Here is a 15707-nt window from a genome sequence, read left to right as displayed (position 1 = left end):
CCATGACAATGTTTAAGAATTTGAAGCGCATCCGGCCATGGGAAATCGCCTTGACCATGGTGGTGATGGCCCTGCCGCTCGCGCCGGCCAATCCGATCGCCGGCCTTGGCAGCTTCGTGCGGCACGCCCACGCTGCGGAGGCGGCATCGAAGATCAATACGTCACGCCTCGTCTCCATCGGCGGCGATGTCACCGAGATCGTCTATGCGCTCGGCGAGGAGAAGCGGCTCATCGCCCGCGATTCCACCAGCCTTTATCCGAAAGAGGCGGCCAAGCTTCCTGATGTGGGCTACATGCGTGCCCTGTCTCCGGAAGGCATTCTGGCCGTCAATCCGACCGCCATCATCGCCGTCGAGGGCTCCGGCCCGCCGGAAGCTTTGGCCGTACTGCGCAATGCGAGCCTGCCCTTCGAGACCGTACCGCAACACTACGATCGCGACGGCATTTTGAAAAAGATCGAAGTCGTTGGCGCGCTGCTTGGCGTGCCCGACAAGGCAAAGGTTTTAGAAGATAAGGTCGCCACTGATCTCGATGCTGCGATCAATGAGTCCGCCAAGCGCCCGGAGGCCGAGCGCAAGCGCGTGCTCTTCGTGCTCAGCAACCAGAACGGCAAGATCATGGCTTCGGGCACCAATACGGCCGCCGACGGCATCATCAAGCTGACAGGCGCCACCAACGCGATCGGCGGCTTCAGCGGGTACAAGTCGGTGACGGATGAAGCGATCATCGAAGCCAAGCCGGACGTCATCCTGATCATGGATCGCGAGGGGCCACTGTCGATGTCGAACGAGGACCTCCTGAAGCAGCCGGCCATTTCGCTGACGCCGGCCGCGAGCCGCAAGGCGATCGTGCGCATGGACGGCCTGCATCTGCTCGGCTTCGGACCACGCACGGCCAGCGCCATTCGCGAGCTGAACGCAGCGATCTACGGAGGCTGACGTGGCATTCAACGATGCCATGGCGGGGCTGAAGCGGATGTCGCAAACCACGGCAAGCCGACGCGAAGGGGATCGCACCGCTCTTGCGATCCTCGTCATCGCCGGCCTCCTCGTGATTTCCGCCGCTGCCTTTCTTTTCTCCATCACAACGGGCGCGTCGAATGCGTCGGTCATCGATGTCGTAACGGGCATGCTGACCGGCAGCACGGAAAGCACGCTTAGCATCCGCGACCGCATCGTCATTTTCGACATTCGCCTGCCCCGCGCCGTCCTCGGCTTCCTGATCGGTGGCGGGTTGGCGGTTTCGGGCGCTGTCATGCAGGGCCTCTTCCGCAATCCGCTCGCCGATCCCGGCCTGATCGGCGTATCTGCCGGTTCCAGCCTCGGTGCGGTCGCCATGATCGTCCTCGGTGGCGGCGTGTTTGCTCCCGTCGCACATATCCTCGGCGTCTTCGCTCTTCCCATCGCCGCCTTCATCAGCGGCCTGGTAACGACGATATTGCTTTATAAGGTCGCGACCCGGTACGGACAGACCTCCATCGCAACCATGCTGCTCGCCGGCATCGCGCTCGGTTCGCTTGCACTGGCGGCAACCGGAATCCTCATCTACATGGCCGACGACCGGCAGCTGCGCGACTTGACCTTCTGGAGCATGGGATCGCTGGCGGGCTCGACATGGAGCAAGGTCGCAAGTGCCGGCCCGATCATCGTCCTTTCGCTTCTGCCGCTCCCCTTCATGGCGCGCGGGTTGAATGCGCTGACGCTCGGCGAAGCGGCCGCTTTCCACATGGGGATATCAGTGCAGCGGCTGAAGAATATCGCCATCGTCAGCGTGGCCGCGGCGGTCGGCGCCTCCGTCGCCGTCAGCGGCGGTATAGGCTTCGTCGGTATCATCGTCCCGCATATCCTGCGCATGGTCATCGGCCCCGACCATCGTTTCCTGTTGCCCGCATCAGCGCTGCTGGGCGGCTCGTTGCTGGTCGTTGCCGATGTGGTTGCCCGCACCATCGTTTCCCCGGCCGAGCTGCCGATCGGCATTCTGACGGCCGGCGTCGGTGGTCCCTTCTTCCTGTGGATGCTGCTCAGGCAGCGCTCGCGCCTCAGCCTGTGAGTTCGCGATGATCGATGTCTCCAATTTGAGCGTCCGGCTGACCGGCAAACCGGTCGTGCAGGATATATCCTTCACTGCCGAGGCCGGCACGCTGACCGCCATTTGCGGGCCGAACGGCTCCGGCAAGACCACCACGATGAAAGCCATCTCAGGCGAGCTCGCCCATAGCGGCAGCGTCCATATGAACGGCTTTGACATCAAGGCCCTGGAGCCATGGCAGCTTGCTGAAATGCGCGGCGTCCTGCCGCAGGCAAGCTCGATATCCTTTCCCTTCACCGTCCGCGAGATCGTGCGCATGGGGCTGACAAGCGGCCGCAATCGCCACCCGGAGCAGGCTGACCGCACCGCGACGGAGGCGCTTGCCGCCGTCGATCTCGGCGGCTTCGAGGGCCGCTTCTATCAGGAGCTTTCCGGTGGCGAACAGCAACGTGTGCAGCTCGCCCGGATATTGTGCCAGATTTCAGAACCTGTCACCGATGGCAGGCCGTGCTGGCTGCTTCTCGACGAACCGGTCTCCAGCCTCGACATCAGCCACCAGCTCGGCATCATGACGCTTGCCCGGCAATTCGCCCGACGCGGCGGCGGTGTCATTGCGGTCATGCACGATCTCAACCTGACCGCGCTCTTCGCCGATCGGATGATCCTACTCAAAGGCGGCCGGCTGCAGGCGGAGGGGTCGGTCAAGGACGTGCTGACGGACCGGCATCTTCAGGACGTGTTCGGCTGCAATCTCAGGGTCAACCGCGTCCCCGCCGATGGCGCCCCTTTCGTTCTCGCCCATAGCGCACTGAGCGACTGACCATCTCCCGCCCCGCACGCTCCGGAACTTTTTGTTGCATCCGCGCGTTGAGAGGAGGTGATCGAAATCAATGTTTCGAACGGAAGACGGCGTATTGTGCCGGATAATCTCCGACGAAAGCGGATAACAGGCGCCTCGAGGCGCGAAAGCAAAGCGAAAGGGAGCTGAACATGGCTACATCCATTCTCCATTCGGTGCGTCGCAGGCGCAATGGCAGCAGCCTGGAGGAGGTCGAGGCAAGCATCGAAGATCAGATCGAATCGCTTCGCGAAGAAGTTGCAGCCTTCGCCAAGCTGATTGGTGAGAGCGGCGCGAGGCATGGTGAGAAATTGCGCGCAAGCGCCGAGTCCAATTTTGACGATCTGACAGCTCGCGGAGAGGAGTTGCTGCGCGATCTGCAGCGCGGCTATGTAAGAGGTTCGCGCGAAGTGCGCCGGACCGTGCGCCAGCATCCCGTCGCCACGATCGGCGCAGCGGCTGCATTCGGTCTTGCTGTCGCTCTGCTTCTGTCTCGCCGCTAGGGTGGCGGGATGATCGCCTCAATCCTCGGCCTGCTACTGTCAGGCACACTCAACCGCACCGTTGCGCGAACCAAGCGCAACGGTATTTTCATCGCAATCGCGGCCCTTCTCCTACTGACGGCCTATGCCTTCGCGCTTATAGCGGCAGCCATCTGGCTGGCGACGATCTATGGCGCGGCGGTTTCTGCGCTGCTGATTGCCGCAGGCACCCTTCTGCTCGGGCTGATCGTCCTCGTCATTATGGCCATCATCAACCAGCAGGAGAAACGGCGGGCCCGGGAACGTATGCTGGCGATGGAATCGGTCGCGGCGGCAGCGCTCGGCCTCGTGCGCAAGCAACCGCTTATGACTGCGGCCATTGCCGCCGCTCTTCTTTTCGGCAACCTGTTCGGCACGCGCGACGAAGACGAGTGAACCGGCATTCATGAGCGTAAAAGAACCGACATGGCGGAATTAAATCTGCTCTTCACCGACGGGCTGCCGCGAAAGGTGTGAAAACCGTAGAAATCAGTCGGAAGGAGAAAAGGCCCGGTCGAGAGCACCGGGCCTTTTCTTAGAAAGCGAATGCTTTGGACGTCAGCGGCGCGGACGTGGCGTCCGGACCGAAATCCGCCTCGCCGGAAATATCCAGCAGTTCCTGCAGCCGCTGGCGCGCACGGTTGACGCGGCTCTTGATGGTGCCGACTGCGCAACCGCAAATCTCCGCGGCTTCCTCATAGGAAAAGCCCGAAGCACCCACGAGGATGATCGCTTCGCGCTGGTCCGGCGGTAGCTGATCCAGGGCTTTGCGGAAGTCCTGCAGGTCGACAGCGCCGTATTGCGAGGGATGCGTTGCCATCGATTCCGTGAAGACGCCGTCACTGTCCTGCACCTCACGGCCGCTCTTGCGCATCTGGCTATAAAGCTCGTTGCGCAGGATGGTGAAGAGCCAGGCCTTCATATTCGTGCCCATCTCGAAATGATCCTGTTTGGCCCAGGCCTTCATGATCGTATCCTGGACAAGGTCATCGGCCCGGTCGTGACGGCCGGTCAGCGAAATGGCGAAGGCACGAAGGCTCGGGAGAGCTGCGAGAAGTTCGCGCTTGAAGCTCGTTTGCGTTTCCATCGCATCCACCTCCTATTCGGAGACCTTTGCGGAGGCCAAACGCTCAGCCTGGTCGAGCTTTTCCAAAAGATCGAGAAAGCGGTCGGGAATGGCCTCGTCCTGCGCGGCCGCGTAGAACGAACGCAACCGGTTGCCGATCTGATTGTTGGGATCGAGGATATCCATCGCACGCAGGTCCGATGTCTTGTTGTCTGCGTCCTCGTGATTCTGGATAGTCATTTAACCCGCTCGCTTTTCATTTTTCTCGCGTTCATGGATAAGACGCCCTTGCCTTCCGTCCGGAAGACCGATGGACCCCATTCAAAACAATGCCTAACGAATCGTAAAGGTTGAGGTCCAGTGATTGTAAGCATTGTAATGCGACTGCCTAAAAAAAGTTCCGACAAAGAGGAACTTTTTTACTCAACTGACGTTTTCTTAGTTGTTGCGGCCATCGAGCTGTATTTAATTAGAATGTTATAAAAGGCGGGAGCCATTGATGACACTTTCCACACGCATTGCGCCGCATCTTCCTTACTTGCGGCGTTATTCACGTGCTTTGACCGGAACGCAGACGTCGGGGGACGCCTATGTTGCTGCGGTTTTGGAAGCCATCATCGCCGACATATCCATCTTTCCGGATACAGACAGCGACCGCGTTGCACTGTATAAACTGTTCACCAAGCTGTTCGGTTCCGTAACACTTCAGATTGCTGAACCGACCTCTCCCTTTGCCTGGGAACAGCGTGCCACTGTGAACCTCTCCAAAGTTTCGCCGCTCGCTCGACAGGCATTCCTGCTTGCCTCTGTCGAAAGTTTCCGCCTCGGCGAGATCGCCGATATCCTCGACGTTTCGGAAAGCGACGCAATGCACCTGCTTGACACTGCCTCCCAGGAAATCTCCCGCCAGGTGGCGACCGACATCATGATCATCGAGGACGAACCGCTGATCGCGATGGACATCGAGCAGATGGTGGAAAGCCTTGGCCATCGCGTCACCGGCATCGCCCGTACGCATGCCGAAGCGGTCGCGCTTTACAATGCGACGAAACCGAGCATGGTGCTTGCCGATATCCAGCTTGCCGACGGTAGCTCCGGCATCGATGCCGTCAACGATATCCTCAAGACTGCCAGCATCCCGGTGATCTTTATCACTGCCTTCCCGGAACGGTTGTTGACGGGCGAACGGCCGGAGCCGACTTTCCTTGTGACCAAGCCTTTCAATCCGGATATGGTAAAGGCGCTCATCAGCCAGGCACTGTTCTTTAACGAAACCACAAAGGTGGCTGCCTGATTCAAGTGAAAACCTTAGGGCGGAACAAAGACCATGACCGGGTGTTTGGGTGCGGAACGGCCGGTTTACCGACTGTTATACGAGATGATTCTATAGGTCGGCTCAAGTTGTTACGAGTGGGAATGCCCTATCGGCGGGGTTCTCAAATTGCGTGTGAAAGGCAAGCCGGTGAATACGTCTGAACCATTACCCGGCGCGCCTTTGAGCTTGGAAGGCAAGGCCGCTCTGATGGAGCGGGCGCTCGCGAGCGCCAGTGTGTCCATCCTTTTTCAGGATGTAAATCTTTCGATCCGTTATGCCGACAATCTGCCGGATCATCTGCAGCCCTCCGTCGTGATGGGAGGCAATGACTCGCATCTCTTTGGCGAAAAGGACGGCGAGCACCTTTCCCGATTGAAGCGCGGCGTGCTCGACAGCGGCAAGCCGGCAACCGCTGAGGTTGAGATCGCCAGCGGCGACGGCATACGCATCTATGAACTGAAAATGGAGCGCGTCGGCGGGCGCAAGCCGCAAGGCGTGCTGTCTGTCATCTCGGAAATCACCGAAAGCCGCCACCGCGAAAAAGTGCTGAAGTCGCTGCTGCGCGAACTGTCGCACCGTTCCAAGAACCTGCTCGCGATCATTCAGGGTATCGCCACGCAAACCGCACGACATACGCTTTCCGTGGACAATTTCCTCGTCAAGTTCCGCGGCCGCCTGCAATCCCTGTCGAATTCGCAAGACCTCATTACCGATTCCAGCTGGCGAGGTGCCTATCTCTTCGAACTGGCGGAAAAGCAGTTCGCACCCTATTGGCCCGATGCCGGCGTCCCCATGCCGATATACGGCATCAATGCCCATCTCACGCCCAATGCCGCCGTGCATCTGGGCCTTGCCCTGCACGAGCTCATCGTCAATTCCGCGTCGCACGGCGCCATCTCGACCGGCGCAACTAGTATCACGCTGAACTGCCGGGAAGCTGAACTCGACGGCAGGAAGGCGATCGAAGTCGCCTGGTCGGAGCGATTCTACGCGCCCTCCGATCACGAGTTCGAAGACAACAGCTTCAGCCGTACGGTGCTCGAGCGCGTCGTGCCGACGTCCATGAACGGCCGCGCCGACTTTGCCATTGACGACGGCAGCATTGGCTACCGGATCACCATTCCCGAAACTGAATATGAAATCCTGAGACGCCGCTAAGACTGAAAACGGCGACAAAATAAAACAGCCAGTGCGAGGGCGGCGCACTGGCTGCTTTGCACTCATCGGGAGGGGACCGTGAGTAGAAGTCCCGAGACGTATTGGGCGTGCATCGGGAGATGCGATCGTCGTCAGGACATCTACATAACGATGCTGCCAAGCCTTGGTTCCACGCCGACCCAAAAAATTTCATCAGTCTTTCACATTTCAGCGCAAACGCAGGCATGACGCTTATCGGCGGATAGGTGGTGCTCGTCATCATCATCGCCTCTCAAGCATTTCGAAAGTGCGCCCTTCGAATGAAGAACATCAATTAAAATCAAATACTTGATACATACGGTCCGGAACTGCCTGAAGCGAGCATTTCATAGTTCACGCGTACTGCGTGGCAGGCTTTGCGATAAAAATTTTACCGTTTGATAAATTTTTTTAGCTGAGTTACCGTTCCAGTACTAGCCGTTTACTATAAGAGGGAACTTCAATGGGACGACTGGAAACTGGGATTCATAAAGGCAGGCTCACGCCCGCCGAATATGATGCGAACTTTTCCGATCTTCACCCGCGCCTCACCAAACATGAGGCACTGGTCGCAGCCGACCGCTGCTATTTCTGCTACGACGCGCCGTGCATGACGGCCTGTCCCACCTCCATCGACATTCCGATGTTCATCCGCCAGATCTCGACGGGCAATCCGATCGGCTCGGCCAAGACGATCTTCGATCAGAACATCCTCGGCGGCATGTGCGCTCGCGTCTGTCCCACCGAACAGCTCTGCGAGCAGGCTTGCGTGCGCAACACTGCCGAAGAGCGCCCGGTCGAGATCGGTCGTCTGCAGCGCTATGCAACCGACGTGGCCATGGCGGAAAACAAGCAGTTCTATACGCGCGCCGAATCCACCGGCAAGAAGATCGCCGTCATCGGCGCCGGTCCGGCCGGTCTTGCCTGCGCGCATCGCCTCGCCGTCAAGGGTCACGACGTCACTATCTTCGATGCCCGTGAAAAGGCCGGCGGCCTGAATGAATACGGCATTGCCACCTACAAGGCGGTCGACGACTTCGCCCAGAAGGAAGTAGACTACGTGCTCGCCATCGGCGGCATCGAGGTGAAGAACGGTCAGGTGCTGGGCCACGATTTCAGCCTAGCCGACCTTTCTCAGCAATATGACGCCGTCTTCCTCGGCCTCGGCCTTGCAGGCGTCAACGCGCTGCGGGCAGAAGGCGAGGACCTCGAGGGCGTCGCTGATGCCGTTGCTTACATCGCCGAGCTACGCCAGGCCGGTAACAAGGCCGATATCGCCATCGGCCGCCGCGTCGTCGTTCTCGGCGGTGGCATGACCGCAATCGACGCAGCCGTGCAGGCAAAACTGCTCGGCGCCGAAGAGGTGACCATCTGCTATCGCCGCGGCAAGGAGCACATGAACGCCTCGGAATTCGAGCAGGATCTAGCCGCCTCCAAGGGCGTCATTATCCGTCATTGGCTCGCCCCGAAGCGCATCCTCGACAAGGACGGCAAGGTCGCCGGGATCGAGGTCGAATATACCGAACTGCGCGACGGCAAGCTCGTTGGCACCGGCGATGTCGGCGTCATCGCAGCCGACCAGATCTTCAAGGCAATCGGTCAGACGTTCGAGGCTTCAGGCCTCGGCGCGCTGCGCATGGAATCCGGCCGTATCGCCATCGATGGCGAAGGCCGCACCTCGATCGAAGGCGTATGGGCCGGCGGCGACTGCGTGCTTGGCGGCGACGACCTGACGGTCTCGGCCGTGGCACAGGGTCGCGACGCGGCCGAATCCATCAACCGTGCGCTCGCTGCCGCCACATCGGCCGCTGCAGTCGCCTGAAAGGAGAACCGACATGGCTGATCTCCGCAATAATTTTGTTGGCATCAAGTCTCCGAACCCGTTCTGGCTGGCCTCCGCGCCGCCGACCGACAAGGCCTACAACGTCGAGCGCGCCTTCAAGGCAGGCTGGGGTGGCGTGGTCTGGAAGACACTCGGCGAAGAAGGCCCACCGGTCGTCAACGTCAACGGCCCGCGCTACGGCGCCATCTGGGGTGCCGACCGCCGCCTGCTCGGTCTTAACAACATCGAACTGATCACCGACCGCGACCTCTACACCAACCTTCGCGAAATGAAGCAGGTGAAGAAGAACTGGCCGGATCGCGCTTTGATCGCTTCGATCATGGTCCCTTGCGTCGAGGATGCCTGGAAGGCGATCCTGCCCCTGGTCGAGGAAACGGAAGCCGACGGCATCGAACTCAACTTCGGCTGTCCCCACGGCATGTCCGAGCGCGGCATGGGCTCCGCAGTCGGACAGGTGCCGGAATATATCGAGATGGTGGTGCGCTGGTGCAAGCAGTACACGCGCATGCCGGTCATCACCAAGCTGACGCCCAATATCACCGACATCCGCAAGCCTGCCCGCGCCGCTAGGGCCGGCGGCACCGACGCGGTCTCGCTGATCAACACGATCAACTCGATCGTCTCGGTCGATCTCGACAATTTCGCTCCGAACCCGACTGTCGGCGGCAAGGGCAGTCATGGCGGCTATTGCGGGCCGGCGGTGAAGCCGATCGCACTCAACATGGTGGCAGAGATCGCCCGCGATCCGGAAACCTATGGCCTGCCGATATCGGGCATCGGTGGCATCACCACCTGGCGCGACGCGGCGGAATTCCTCGCACTCGGCGCCGGCAACGTGCAGGTCTGCACGGCAGCCATGACTTACGGCTTCAAGATCGTCGAAGAGATGATCACGGGCCTTTCCGACTGGATGGACGAGAAGGGGCACCGCACTCTGGACGATGTTATCGCCCGCGCCGTGCCAAACGTCTCCGACTGGCAGTATCTGAACCTCAACTATATCGCCAAAGCGAAGATCGACCAGGATGCCTGCATCAAGTGCGGCCGCTGTCACATCGCCTGCGAGGACACCTCGCACCAGGCGATCACCAACATGGTCGATGGCGTCAGGCGCTTTGAAGTGATGGAAGAGGAATGCGTCGGCTGCAATCTCTGCGTCAACGTCTGCCCTGTCGAGAACTGCATCACCATGGAAGAACTGCCGGCAGGTTCGCTCGACAAGCGCACCGGCAAGATCGTCGACCCGAACTACGCCAACTGGACGACGCATCCGAACAATCCGATGGCGCGTCAGGCGGCGGAGTAACAAGGTAAAATCCGCAAGCATTTAAAAGGCGGCCGCAACTCGCTGCGGCCGCCTTTTATCTTAGGCACAATTTTTAAGGATCGTGCCGTCGCTCAGCTGTGACGAATCCGAAGCCCGTCGACGAAAAGCTGCTCCAGATAGCGTGCGGCATCCTCGAAACGCCCCTCGCCCGAATGCTCTTCGCCAAGCACGGCGCGCACCTGCACGTCGAAATCCGCATAATGCTGCGTGGTTGACCAGATCGAGAAAATCAGGTGATAGGGATCGCATTTAGCGATCTTGCCGGCCTTCGCCCAGGCGCGGATGACCTCGGCCTTCTCGTCCACGAGCGCCTTCAGCGGCCCACGCAGCTCGTCCTCCACATGCGGCGCGCCCTGCAGCATTTCATTGGCAAAAAGCCGGCTTTCGCGAGGAAAATCACGGGCCATCTCGAGCTTGCGGCGGATATAGGAACGAATCTCGCTTTCAGGGTTGCCATTGGCATCGAAAGCGCGCAGCGGCTCCAACCAGGTAAACAGCACGCGGTCGATCAAGGCCCGGTGCATGGCCTCCTTGGTGCGGAAATAGTAAAGCAGATTGGGCTTCGACATGCCGGCGACTTCGGCGATCTGATCGATGGTCGAGCCACGAAAGCCGCTGACGGAAAATACGTCCAGCGCGGCCTCCAATATGATTTCCTCTTTCTCTTCCTGGATTCGGGTGCGGCGCTGCGTCCTGGCGGCTCTGGGAATGGCCATATCTGCTCTGTTTCTCCTTGAAATCCAAGCCTTTCGGCCGTTCCCTCATTCATCCTGTCGATGCATCGGAATTAGGCAGTCGCCTGAAATTTTATCGGAAATTTTCGTGCTTTTCGTCTTGAGCCGCGCCACGGAAGTTGTAATGTTTACCAATCGGTCAAATTATCCGCCAGATGCTTCTTAAAGGCAACTGGCGATTTTCCGGGCAAGAAAAACAAGACGGCGCTCCGGAATTTGAAATAAGACCAACGGGAACAATTTTGGGTATGCGCCTTGCATGCCCCAGGACAAACAGGTGAGGATTGCATCATGGTGGCAGCGCCAGGAGAAAACATGCGTATCAATGGCGAGCGCCTTTGGGATACGCTGATGGACATGGCGAAGATCGGCCCCGGCATTGCCGGCGGCAACAATCGCCAAACGCTGACCGATGCCGACGCCGAAGGACGCAGCCTTTTCAAGACCTGGTGCGACAACGCCGGCATGACCGTCGGCGTCGACAAGATGGGCACGATGTTCGCGACCCGCGCCGGCACCGATCCGGATGCGCTGCCCGTCTATGTCGGCTCGCATCTCGATACCCAACCGACCGGCGGCAAGTATGACGGCGTCCTCGGTGTGCTCGCAGCGCTCGAAGTCGTCCGTACAATGAACGACCTCGGCATCAAGACCAAACACCCGATCGTCGTCACCAATTGGGCCAACGAGGAAGGCGCGCGCTTCGCACCTGCCATGCTCGCCTCCGGCGTCTTTGCCGGCGTGCACACACTTGATTATGCCTATGGCCGCAAGGATCCGGACGGCAAGACTTATGGCGAGGAGCTGAAGCGCATCGGCTGGCTCGGCGACGAAGAGGTCGGTGCTCGCAGGATGCATGCCTACTTCGAATATCATATCGAACAGGGCCCGATCCTGGAGGCCGAGAACAAGACAATCGGCGTCGTCACGCACTGTCAGGGCCTTTGGTGGCTGGAATTCACGCTGACCGGCAAGGAAGCGCATACCGGCTCGACGCCGATGGCCATGCGTGTCAATGCCGGCTTGGCCATGTCGCGGATCATTGAGATGGTGCAGAGCGTCGCCATGGAAAACCAGCCGGGCGCCGTCGGCGGTGTCGGCCAGGTTTTCTTCTCGCCGAATTCGCGCAACGTCCTGCCCGGCAAGGTGGTTTTCACCGTCGACATCCGCACGCCAGACAAGGAAAAGCTCGATCGTATGCGCACCAAGATCGAAACCGAAGGCAAGAAGATCGCCGATGCCCTCGGTGTGGGCTGCTCGGTCGAAGCCATCGGGCATTTCGAACCAGTGACTTTCGATCCCAAGCTCGTCACGTCAGTGCGCAACGCCGCTGAAAAACTCGGCTACAGCCACATGAACATCATCTCCGGGGCAGGTCACGATGCCTGCTGGGCTGCCAAGGTCGCCCCCGCCACCATGGTCATGTGCCCCTGCGTCGGCGGCCTCTCCCACAACGAGGCCGAAGAAATCTCCAAGGAATGGGCGGCCGCCGGCGCGGATGTGCTGTTCCACGCAGTCGTCGAGACGGCGGAGATTGTGGCTTGACGGCCACAGCTCCCGGCATCGGAACCTAACACATCTGGAGCATGCACCATGAGCACAGTCATCAAGGGTGGAACCATTGTCACGGCCGACCTGACCTATAAGGCGGATGTGAAGATCGAAGGCGGCAAGATCGTCGAAATCGGGCAGAACCTCTCCGGCAGCGAAGTGCTGGATGCGTCCGGCTGTTATGTCATGCCCGGCGGCATCGATCCGCACACGCATCTCGAAATGCCGTTCATGGGCACCTATTCCTCCGACGATTTCGAGAGCGGCACCCGCGCGGCCCTTGCCGGCGGCACGACGATGGTGGTGGATTTTGCGCTCCCCTCACCCGGCCAGTCGCTACTCGAGGCGCTGACTATGTGGGACAACAAGTCTACCCGCGCGACCTGTGACTATTCCTTCCACATGGCGATTACCTGGTGGGGCGAACAGGTCTTCAACGAGATGGAAGCCATCGTCCGCGATAAGGGCATCAACACCTTCAAGCACTTCATGGCCTATAAGGGCGCGCTGATGGTGGATGACGACGAGATGTTTTCGTCCTTCCAGCGCTGCGCCGAGCTCGGCGCTCTGCCGCTCGTTCATGCCGAGAACGGCGATGTTGTGGCGCAGATGCAGGCAAAGCTGCTGGCCGAAGGCAATAACGGCCCGGAAGCGCATGCCTATTCCCGCCCGGCGGAAGTCGAGGGCGAGGCAACGAACCGGGCCATCATGATCGCCGACATGGCCGGTTCGCCCGTCTACATCGTCCACACCTCCTGCGAACAGGCGCATGAAGCCATCCGCCGCGCGCGTCAGAAAGGCATGCGCGTCTATGGCGAGCCGCTGATCCAGCATCTGACGCTCGACGAAAGCGAATACGCCAATCCGGACTGGGACCACGCCGCCCGCCGCGTCATGTCGCCGCCCTTCCGCAACAAACAGCACCAAGACAGCCTCTGGGCCGGCCTCTCCTCCGGCTCGCTGCAGGTGGTCGCGACCGACCATTGCGCCTTTACAACCGAGCAGAAACGCTTTGGCCTCAACGACTTCACGAAGATCCCTAACGGTACCGGCGGGCTTGAGGATCGTATGCCCATGCTCTGGACCTACGGCGTCAACACCGGCCGGCTGACGATGAACGAGTTTGTCGCCGTCACGTCCACCAACATCGCCAAGATCCTCAACGTCTATCCGAAGAAGGGCGCGATCCTCGTGGGCGCCGATGCCGACATCGTCGTGTGGGACCCTAAGCGCTCGAAAACCATCACCGCCAAGACCCAGCAATCGGCGATCGACTACAACGTCTTCGAAGGCAAGGAAGTCACCGGCCTGCCGCGCTATACGCTGACGCGCGGCGTCGTCGCCATCGAGGAAGGTGCGGTCAAGACCCGAGAAGGCCACGGCGAGTTTGTCAGGCGCGATCCCTTCACCGCCGTCAACCGTGCGCTTTCCACCTGGAAAGAAATCACCGCACCGCGCAAGGTGCAGCGCAGCGGCATCCCCGCAAGCGGGGTATGACGCTTGGGCACAGCACTTCGGCTCATCGGCCGCCTAGAGCAATTCCAGGAAAAGTGCGTAACGGTTTTCCGTCCGGAATTGCGTAAAAACAGGGAGATGGAGCATTCTCGCGATTCGAAGAAAAGCGAGAAGACCCTAGCACGGCACATACCGCTCCAGGTCCGGCAGCAGGATGACGCTTTCCTGCTCGTTCGGGTCGGTGCGGGCGATGACCGCTGTCGCCGGCCGGTCGCCGAGATTGGCGGGAAGATGCGGAACGCCTGCCGGAATATAGAACATCTCGCCCTCGCGCACGATGACATGCTCTTCCAGCCGATCGCCAAACCAGCAATGCGTCTCGCCGGAAATCGCGTAGATCGCCGTCTCATGCGAGGCGTGAAGATGCGCCTTGGCGCGGGCACCTGGCGGGATGGTCAAAAGATGCATGCAAATCCCCGTCGAACCCACTGTCTCGGCGGCAATCCCTTCGAAATAGCTGAAGCCCTGTTTTCCGGCATAGGTGCTGCCGGGCCTCACGATATGGCAGGTAGGCTTCGATGAGACACTCATGGCATTGCTCCCCTCTATCCAGCAGCCGCTTGGCCTTCTCGCCTATCCGGACTGCAGCAATGCCAAACAGGATAACACGCAATCCGCCTCAAACATGCGGCGAAAACAGGACTGGTAGCTGTTAATGACGTCATCCGCTTCCTCCGTCGTATCCGCGCGGAATCTCTGTCTCACCTACAATACGAATGACGGGCCGGTGCATGCGCTGAGCAATGTCGATCTCGATGTTCGCAAGGGCGATTTCGTCTCCTTCATCGGCCCGTCCGGCTGCGGTAAAACCACTTTCCTGCGGGTGATTGCCGATCTCGAGCGAAAGACATCAGGCGATATCAGCGTCAACGGCATGTCGCCGGAAGATGCCCGCAAGGCCCGTGCTTATGGCTATGTCTTCCAGGCCGCAGCCCTCTACCCCTGGCGTACGATCGAGAAGAACATCGCCTTACCGCTTGAGATCATGGGCTATGACAAGCGGGAGCAGGCTAAGCGTATCACCCGAACGCTGGAACTGGTGAACCTCAAAGGCTTCGAACATAAATTTCCCTGGCAGCTCTCCGGTGGCATGCAGCAGCGTGCTTCGATCGCCCGTGCACTGGCCTTCGATGCCGATCTGCTGCTGATGGATGAACCCTTCGGCGCGCTGGACGAAATCGTCCGCGATCATTTGAATGAACAGCTTCTGAAGCTATGGAAGCAGACGAACAAGACCATTTGCTTCGTCACACACTCCATTCCGGAAGCTGTCTATCTCTCGACGAAGATCGTCGTCATGTCGCCGCGCCCGGGCCGCGTCACCGATGTCATAGAGTCGACGCTTCCGGCAGAACGGCCGCTCGACATCCGCGAAACGCCGGAATTCCTGGAAATTGCCCACCGTGTCCGGGAAGGCTTGCGGGCCGGACATAGCTACGAGGAATAGGATCAAGCCATGAACCCGCAATTCCTTCTTTGGCTCGTCGGCGCGATGGCGATCTTCATCAGCGGTGCAACCGCCTCGCGCGCCTATATCGCCAATAACAACATGTTGGTGCTTATCCTGTCGCTGGCGCTCTATTGCGTCGGCAATCTGATGATGGTGCGGCTAATGCGCGAGGGCGGGCTTGGCTTGGCGATCTCGGCCTCTTCCATCGCCCAGCTCGTCGTCGTCAATGTCATCGCCTTCATCGTCTTCGGCGAACGGCTGAGCCTGCAGCAGCTTGCCGGCGTGGGTCTTGGCATAATCGCCATGATCCTCATGCTGCTTCCCGCGCAAGGAAGGGCATAAG

17 protein-coding genes are annotated in these 15707 nt (G+C 59.9%); 13 read left to right on the top strand and 4 right to left on the bottom strand.

Annotation, left to right across the window (positions count from 1 at the left end; all coding sequences use genetic code 11):
• Positions 1 to 2 precede the first annotated feature (2 nt).
• The 5 genes from ACYJRZ_RS01100 (at position 3) to ACYJRZ_RS01080 (ending at position 3783) form a co-directional block, all read left to right on the top strand.
• On the top strand, positions 3 to 938 hold the full coding sequence (locus ACYJRZ_RS01100; protein ID WP_459455254.1) for a heme/hemin ABC transporter substrate-binding protein: 936 nt from the start codon (positions 3 to 5) through the stop codon (positions 936 to 938).
• Between the two features lie 19 nt (positions 939 to 957).
• Positions 958 to 2049 (top strand): FecCD family ABC transporter permease, encoded by a 1092-nt coding sequence (locus ACYJRZ_RS01095; RefSeq protein ID WP_459456896.1) that lies wholly within the window; start codon positions 958 to 960, stop codon positions 2047 to 2049.
• A 7-nt stretch (positions 2050 to 2056) separates the two neighbouring features.
• Entirely contained in the window at positions 2057 to 2848 is a 792-nt protein-coding gene (locus tag ACYJRZ_RS01090) for a heme ABC transporter ATP-binding protein (RefSeq protein WP_459455252.1), read from the top strand.
• A gap of 170 nt (positions 2849 to 3018) precedes the next feature.
• Positions 3019 to 3369 (top strand): glycine zipper domain-containing protein, encoded by a 351-nt coding sequence (locus tag ACYJRZ_RS01085; RefSeq protein WP_459455250.1) that lies wholly within the window; start codon positions 3019 to 3021, stop codon positions 3367 to 3369.
• 9 nt (positions 3370 to 3378) lie between these two features.
• A complete protein-coding gene (locus ACYJRZ_RS01080) occupies positions 3379 to 3783 on the top strand; it encodes a hypothetical protein (protein ID WP_459455248.1) in 405 nt (134 codons plus the stop codon).
• A 139-nt stretch (positions 3784 to 3922) separates the two neighbouring features.
• On the opposite strand, the gene ACYJRZ_RS01075 is transcribed toward ACYJRZ_RS01080, so the two are convergent.
• Positions 3923 to 4474 (bottom strand): RNA polymerase sigma factor, encoded by a 552-nt coding sequence (locus ACYJRZ_RS01075; protein WP_004107036.1) that lies wholly within the window; start codon positions 4472 to 4474, stop codon positions 3923 to 3925.
• A gap of 12 nt (positions 4475 to 4486) precedes the next feature.
• The gene (locus ACYJRZ_RS01070; RefSeq protein ID WP_459455245.1) at positions 4487 to 4693 is read right to left on the bottom strand and encodes a NepR family anti-sigma factor; all 207 of its coding nucleotides are present in this window, start codon (positions 4691 to 4693) and stop codon (positions 4487 to 4489) included.
• A gap of 259 nt (positions 4694 to 4952) precedes the next feature.
• On the opposite strand from ACYJRZ_RS01070, the gene ACYJRZ_RS01065 reads away from it, so the two are divergent.
• From ACYJRZ_RS01065 to preA, 4 genes are all read left to right on the top strand, one after another.
• Entirely contained in the window at positions 4953 to 5747 is a 795-nt protein-coding gene (locus tag ACYJRZ_RS01065; protein ID WP_459455243.1) for a response regulator, read from the top strand.
• A gap of 228 nt (positions 5748 to 5975) precedes the next feature.
• Positions 5976 to 6926: a sensor histidine kinase gene (locus tag ACYJRZ_RS01060; RefSeq protein ID WP_459456894.1), complete on the top strand. Its 951-nt coding sequence runs from the start codon at positions 5976 to 5978 to the stop codon at positions 6924 to 6926.
• 481 nt (positions 6927 to 7407) lie between these two features.
• Positions 7408 to 8766, top strand: a complete 1359-nt coding sequence (locus ACYJRZ_RS01055) for an NAD(P)-dependent oxidoreductase (RefSeq protein ID WP_459455241.1) — start codon at positions 7408 to 7410, stop codon at positions 8764 to 8766.
• 13 nt (positions 8767 to 8779) lie between these two features.
• Complete coding sequence (gene preA, locus ACYJRZ_RS01050; protein WP_459455239.1) at positions 8780 to 10093, top strand: NAD-dependent dihydropyrimidine dehydrogenase subunit PreA; 1314 nt, start codon at positions 8780 to 8782, stop codon at positions 10091 to 10093.
• Positions 10094 to 10185: 92 nt separating this feature from the next.
• On the opposite strand, the gene ACYJRZ_RS01045 is transcribed toward preA, so the two are convergent.
• Positions 10186 to 10830, bottom strand: coding sequence for a TetR family transcriptional regulator C-terminal domain-containing protein (locus tag ACYJRZ_RS01045; protein ID WP_459455237.1), 645 nt, complete (start codon positions 10828 to 10830; stop codon positions 10186 to 10188).
• A 309-nt stretch (positions 10831 to 11139) separates the two neighbouring features.
• Here ACYJRZ_RS01045 and ACYJRZ_RS01040 point away from each other — a divergent pair, with 309 nt between their 5' ends.
• The gene (locus tag ACYJRZ_RS01040; RefSeq protein WP_459455235.1) at positions 11140 to 12393 is read left to right on the top strand and encodes a Zn-dependent hydrolase; all 1254 of its coding nucleotides are present in this window, start codon (positions 11140 to 11142) and stop codon (positions 12391 to 12393) included.
• Positions 12394 to 12441: 48 nt separating this feature from the next.
• Positions 12442 to 13896, top strand: coding sequence for a dihydropyrimidinase (hydA, locus tag ACYJRZ_RS01035; RefSeq protein WP_459455233.1), 1455 nt, complete (start codon positions 12442 to 12444; stop codon positions 13894 to 13896).
• Between the two features lie 135 nt (positions 13897 to 14031).
• Here the strand turns inward: hydA and ACYJRZ_RS01030 are convergent, their stop codons facing one another.
• Positions 14032 to 14445, bottom strand: coding sequence for a cupin domain-containing protein (locus tag ACYJRZ_RS01030; RefSeq protein ID WP_459455231.1), 414 nt, complete (start codon positions 14443 to 14445; stop codon positions 14032 to 14034).
• 124 nt (positions 14446 to 14569) lie between these two features.
• On the opposite strand from ACYJRZ_RS01030, the gene ACYJRZ_RS01025 reads away from it, so the two are divergent.
• Complete coding sequence (locus ACYJRZ_RS01025; protein ID WP_459455229.1) at positions 14570 to 15361, top strand: ABC transporter ATP-binding protein; 792 nt, start codon at positions 14570 to 14572, stop codon at positions 15359 to 15361.
• A 9-nt stretch (positions 15362 to 15370) separates the two neighbouring features.
• The gene (locus ACYJRZ_RS01020) at positions 15371 to 15706 is read left to right on the top strand and encodes a hypothetical protein (RefSeq protein ID WP_459455227.1); all 336 of its coding nucleotides are present in this window, start codon (positions 15371 to 15373) and stop codon (positions 15704 to 15706) included.
• Position 15707 lies beyond the last annotated feature (1 nt).

This window comes from Rhizobium sp. No.120, from assembly GCF_054558365.1.
Note: the sequence above shows the minus strand (reverse complement) of the source record. Positions and strands in the feature narration are given on the sequence as shown.

Bases quoted from the DNA above. Each gene is read 5' to 3' on its own strand.
- ACYJRZ_RS01100 (WP_459455254.1), top strand. From the start codon at position 3: ATGACAATGTTTAAGAATTTGAAGCGCATCCGGCCATGGGAAATCGCC.
- ACYJRZ_RS01095 (WP_459456896.1), top strand. From the start codon at position 958: ATGGCGGGGCTGAAGCGGATGTCGCAAACCACGGCAAGCCGACGCGAA.
- ACYJRZ_RS01090 (WP_459455252.1), top strand. From the start codon at position 2,057: ATGATCGATGTCTCCAATTTGAGCGTCCGGCTGACCGGCAAACCGGTC.
- ACYJRZ_RS01085 (WP_459455250.1), top strand. From the start codon at position 3,019: ATGGCTACATCCATTCTCCATTCGGTGCGTCGCAGGCGCAATGGCAGC.
- ACYJRZ_RS01080 (WP_459455248.1), top strand. From the start codon at position 3,379: ATGATCGCCTCAATCCTCGGCCTGCTACTGTCAGGCACACTCAACCGC.
- ACYJRZ_RS01075 (WP_004107036.1), bottom strand. From the start codon at position 4,474: ATGGAAACGCAAACGAGCTTCAAGCGCGAACTTCTCGCAGCTCTCCCG.
- ACYJRZ_RS01070 (WP_459455245.1), bottom strand. From the start codon at position 4,693: ATGACTATCCAGAATCACGAGGACGCAGACAACAAGACATCGGACCTG.
- ACYJRZ_RS01065 (WP_459455243.1), top strand. From the start codon at position 4,953: ATGACACTTTCCACACGCATTGCGCCGCATCTTCCTTACTTGCGGCGT.
- ACYJRZ_RS01060 (WP_459456894.1), top strand. From the start codon at position 5,976: ATGGAGCGGGCGCTCGCGAGCGCCAGTGTGTCCATCCTTTTTCAGGAT.
- ACYJRZ_RS01055 (WP_459455241.1), top strand. From the start codon at position 7,408: ATGGGACGACTGGAAACTGGGATTCATAAAGGCAGGCTCACGCCCGCC.
- preA (WP_459455239.1), top strand. From the start codon at position 8,780: ATGGCTGATCTCCGCAATAATTTTGTTGGCATCAAGTCTCCGAACCCG.
- ACYJRZ_RS01045 (WP_459455237.1), bottom strand. From the start codon at position 10,830: ATGGCCATTCCCAGAGCCGCCAGGACGCAGCGCCGCACCCGAATCCAG.
- ACYJRZ_RS01040 (WP_459455235.1), top strand. From the start codon at position 11,140: ATGGTGGCAGCGCCAGGAGAAAACATGCGTATCAATGGCGAGCGCCTT.
- hydA (WP_459455233.1), top strand. From the start codon at position 12,442: ATGAGCACAGTCATCAAGGGTGGAACCATTGTCACGGCCGACCTGACC.
- ACYJRZ_RS01030 (WP_459455231.1), bottom strand. From the start codon at position 14,445: ATGAGTGTCTCATCGAAGCCTACCTGCCATATCGTGAGGCCCGGCAGC.
- ACYJRZ_RS01025 (WP_459455229.1), top strand. From the start codon at position 14,570: ATGACGTCATCCGCTTCCTCCGTCGTATCCGCGCGGAATCTCTGTCTC.
- ACYJRZ_RS01020 (WP_459455227.1), top strand. From the start codon at position 15,371: ATGAACCCGCAATTCCTTCTTTGGCTCGTCGGCGCGATGGCGATCTTC.